The sequence below is a fragment of the Streptomyces mesophilus genome (genome assembly GCF_011044995.1).
Taxonomy (GTDB): Bacteria; Actinomycetota; Actinomycetes; order Streptomycetales; family Streptomycetaceae; genus Streptomyces; species Streptomyces mesophilus.
Genome location: NZ_JAAKZW010000389.1, coordinates 1 through 4,040, shown reverse-complemented (window position 1 = coordinate 4,040; position 4,040 = coordinate 1). Strand labels below are relative to the sequence as shown.

Sequence of the window (4,040 nt, the reverse complement as noted above, 5' to 3'; positions counted from 1 at the left end):
CGCTTCCCCGCCCCGCCCCCTTCCGCCGTCGCGCGGCTGCGGCAGTCACCCAGCCCGGCCAGCGGTTACGGCAATCACCCAGCCCGTCCGGCGTTTGAGGACATCCGAACGAAGTTCGGATCCGGGGTCTGGGGCGCAGCCCCAGTTTCGGGAAGGGGCGGGTAGGGGAAAGTCGCCCGCCGCAGGCGCCACCCACCCGCACCCGACCGTGATCAGGGGTACGAGGGGACTGAATCCCCTTGAGGCAGCCAGCTACCGGCCGGACCGGTCAGCGTCGGGCGCCCACCGCAGCCGAGGCGGTCGGCGAGCCACTCGCGACCACCCGCCCCACCGACCCCGACCGCCGCTCGAGCCCGGCCGAGACAAGGGCGAGGACCAGCGCGGAGGCGGCAAGCAGCGCACCCACCCAGTTGGGCGCGGTGTAGCCGAGTCCGGCCGAGATGACCACGCCACCGAGCCACGCAGCGAGCGCGTTGCCCAGGTTGAAGGCGCCGATATTGACGGCGGAGGCCAGCGTCGGTGCCCCGGCGGCCTGATCGAGCACCCGCTTCTGCAGCGGCGGAACCGTGGCGAACCCGAGCGCACCGACCAACGCGATGGTCACCGCCGCCGCGATCTTGTTGTGCGCGGTGAGCGTGAAGAGCGCGAGGACAACGGCAAGGGCGCCGAGCGAGACGTACAGCATCGGCATCAGCGCCCGGTCGGCGAACTTGCCGCCGACGAGGTTGCCGCCCACCATGCCGAGCCCGAACAGGACGAGCAGCCAGGTCACGGAGGAGTCCGCGTAGCCGGCGACGTCGGTCATCATCGGCGTGATGTAGGTGATCGCCGCGAAGACACCGCCGAAGCCGAGCACGGTCATCGCCATGGCCAGCAGCACCTGCACATTGCGGAACGCGGCGACCTCATGCCGCAGCCGTACGCCCTCGGGCTTGGGCAGATCCGGCACCAGCCTGGCCACACCAAGCAGCCCGACGACACCGAGCACCGCGACGATCCCGAAGGTCACGCGCCAGCCGAGGCTCTGGCCGACGAGGGTACCGAGCGGGACGCCCACGACATTGGCCACGGTCAGACCGGTGAACATCATCGCGATCGCACCGGCCTTCTTCTCCGGCGCGACCAGCTCGGCCGCGACCACGGAGCCGATGCCGAAGAACGCACCGTGCGCCAGGGAGGCCACGACCCGGCCGGCCAGCATGATGCCGAAGGCGGGGGCCAGGGCGGAGAGCACATTGCCCACGATGAACAGCCCCATCAGGAGCATCAGCATCCGCTTGCGCGAGATCTTGGTGCCGAGCGCCGTCATCAGCGGGGCGCCGAGGACCACACCGAGCGCATAGCCCGTGACGAGGTAGCCGGCGAGCGGAATGGAGACATCGAAGTCCGCCGCGACCTCGGGCAGCAGGCCCATGATCACGAATTCGGTGGTGCCGATCCCGAAGGCCCCGATCGCCAGGGCCAGGAGTGCGAGAGGCATGAGGGGGTTCACCTTCACAGGAGGATGCGCCGTACGGTTGCTTCAGCGCCTTACGGGCGTTCACAATAGTTGCAGACGCTGGTTAATTGCAAACGCGGGCTATTGCATCCGTGTTCTATCCTGGTGATTCCTGGTGCACAGCAGTGCCCGAAGGGAGAGAGCCATGACCGCGAACGACCCCGCGATGACCGCCCTCGCGCAGAGCTGGTGCGCGCTCTCGCTGCTCCACGGCCAGATCGAGACCCGTATCGAGAAGGCACTGCAGAGCGCCCACGACCTCAGCGTCCGCGAGTACTCACTGCTCGATGTGCTGAGCCGGCAGCACAGCGGCCCCGGCGGCCATCTGCAGATGAAACAGGTCGCCGACGCGGTGGTGCTCAGCCAGAGCGCGACCACCCGCCTGGTGTCCCGCCTCGAGGACCGGGGCCTGCTGACGCGCTACATCTGCGACACCGACCGCCGCGGCATCTACACCGACGTCACGGAAGAGGGCCAGGCACTCCTGACCGCGGCCCGCCCCACCAACGACGGCGCCCTGCGCGAGGCCCTCGACGAAGCGGCCCGCGACCCGGAACTGGCCCCCCTTGTCCGGGCGGTCGAAGAGCTCAAGGTGCCCGCGTAACACGCCGCTTGGGGCCGCTGCATAGGGTCGGCCCCATGAGCGATCTCGAGATCCGCCCCGCGTCCCCCGAGGACATCCCTGCCATCGTCGCCATGCTGGCCGACGATCCGCTGGGCGCCCAGCGGGAGTCCCCCGACGACCTCACCCCGTACCGCACGGCCTTCGACCGCCTGGCCGGCGACCCGAACCAGCATGTGATGGTCGCGACCCGCGCGGACAAGGTCGTCGGCACGCTGCAGCTGACGGTGGTCCCGGGCCTCTCCCGCCGCGGTGCCACCCGCTCGATCATCGAAGGCGTACGGATCCACGCGGACGAGCGCGGCAGCGGACTCGGCACCCGGCTCATCGAGTGGGCGGTGGACGAATCCCGGCGCCAGCGCTGCCAGTTGGTCCAGCTCACGTCGGACGCGACCCGCGCCGACGCCCACCGTTTCTACGAGCGGCTCGGCTTCGAGCCCTCTCACGTGGGCTTCAAGCTGCCGCTGTGACCCGGTTCGGGGTCGTGTTTCACGTGAAACACGACGTTCACGTGAAACATGACCCCGAACACCTCACGCCCCCGAACACCTCACCGCTTACGGCAGCTTCAGCCCCCGCCAGCCCTCCGGGTCCACCCCACCCGGCACCGGCGCCCCCGCGTCGTACGGCTCGCGTGTGAACACGAACGACCCGAGGTCGAGATGGCTGACCGTCCCGTCCGGCCGCCGTACCGCCCGCAGCGTCTCACCCCCGTAGTACCCGCCGAGCCCGGTCCAGGTCCCGTCCTGCTCGGCCCGGAACCGCGAGGAACGCCCCTTGCCCTGCAACGGCCCCAACTCGATCCCGTCGGCGAGCACCCGCAGCCCGTACCCGCTCGTGCCCCAGTACCAAGGACCCGCCAACTCCAGGACGCGCGGCTCGACTTCGGGCAGCGGCCGCCACGGCTCGGGGAAGCGGGGTTCGGCATCGGCCACGATCCGTACGAGATCGGTGGCGAGCGTGCCGACCAGCGGCCCGGACGTGCAGTTGGCCAGCGCGACCGCGGCGAGCCCCTCCTCCACGCTGAACACCAGGCAGGCCAGGAACCCCGGCAGCGACCCGGTGTGCCCGGCCAGCGAGCGCCCGTCGCGCCGGAACAGCTGCACCCCGAGCCCGTACCCGCCCTCCCAGTCCCCGTCCTCCGGCGGAGCCGCGGGCGCGCGCATCTCCCGTACGGTCTCGGCGCTCAGCACCCGGTCGTCCCCCTGCGCGAGGAAGACCGCGAACCGCGCCAGGTCCCTTGTCGTGGACCACAGTTGACCGGCCGGCGCCATCAGACCGAGATCCTCGACCTGTTCGGGCATCATCACATCGGCCCAGGGGTGCACGGCCCAGCCGCCCGCCGCCGGCGCCTGCGCCTTGCCTGAGGTCCGTGTGAGCCCGAGCGGTTCGAGCACCTCGCGCCGCAGCACGTCCTCCCACGGAGCGCCGCGCAGCTTCTCGACGAGGGCGCCGAGCACCGTATAGCCGGGGTTGGAGTAGTGATAGCGCCGCCCCACGGGATGCCGGAACGGCTGCTCGCCGAGCACATCCCCGAGCTCCGGCCGCTCGGTTCCCGGCGTCCGCTCCCACCAGGCACCCGGCGTCTCGGCCGCCAACCCGCTGGTGTGGGCGAGCAGTTGCCCGACGGTCACGTCACCGACCCCCGTATCCGCCAGATGCTTCTCGACCGGATCCCCGAGGTCGAGCAGCCCTTCGTCGCGCAGCCGCATGACCAGTACCGCGGTGAAGGTCTTGGTGATCGATCCGATCCGGTACTGGACGTCGCCGTCGGGCCCGTGCCCGTCGACCGATGTGGCCGTCCCCTCCCACACGATCTCCCCGTCCCGCACCACGGCGGCCACGACGGAGGGCGCCCGGCCCTCGGACTGGGCGACGGCCACACGGTGGTGGAGGGCGCGGCGGGTGGAGGGGAGGAGC

Annotated in this window: 4 protein-coding genes; 2 read left to right on the top strand and 2 right to left on the bottom strand. The window is 70.8% G+C overall.

The genetic code is table 11. The features are described from left to right. Nucleotides 1-268: 268 nt before the first annotated feature. On the bottom strand, nucleotides 269-1,480 hold the full coding sequence (locus tag G6045_RS39670; RefSeq protein ID WP_165337100.1) for an MFS transporter: 1,212 nt from the start codon (nucleotides 1,478-1,480) through the stop codon (nucleotides 269-271). A gap of 163 nt (nucleotides 1,481-1,643) precedes the next feature. Between G6045_RS39670 and G6045_RS39665 the strand changes: the two genes are divergently transcribed. Beyond that, nucleotides 1,644-2,102, top strand: a complete 459-nt coding sequence (locus G6045_RS39665; RefSeq protein ID WP_165337099.1) for a MarR family winged helix-turn-helix transcriptional regulator — start codon at nucleotides 1,644-1,646, stop codon at nucleotides 2,100-2,102. A gap of 35 nt (nucleotides 2,103-2,137) precedes the next feature. After that, nucleotides 2,138-2,590 (top strand): GNAT family N-acetyltransferase, encoded by a 453-nt coding sequence (locus G6045_RS39660; protein WP_165337098.1) that lies wholly within the window; start codon nucleotides 2,138-2,140, stop codon nucleotides 2,588-2,590. 87 nt (nucleotides 2,591-2,677) lie between these two features. Here the strand turns inward: G6045_RS39660 and G6045_RS39655 are convergent. Further along, on the bottom strand, nucleotides 2,678-4,040 hold a 1,363-nt coding region (locus G6045_RS39655), incomplete at its 5' end, for a serine hydrolase domain-containing protein (RefSeq protein WP_206344794.1).

What these genes read in the sequence shown, in the direction of transcription:
- G6045_RS39670 (WP_165337100.1), bottom strand. Translation starts at nt 1,480, where the DNA reads ATGCCTCTCGCACTCCTGGCCCTGGCGATCGGGGCCTTCGGGATCGGC.
- G6045_RS39660 (WP_165337098.1), top strand. Translation starts at nt 2,138, where the DNA reads ATGAGCGATCTCGAGATCCGCCCCGCGTCCCCCGAGGACATCCCTGCC.
- G6045_RS39665 (WP_165337099.1), top strand. Translation starts at nt 1,644, where the DNA reads ATGACCGCGAACGACCCCGCGATGACCGCCCTCGCGCAGAGCTGGTGC.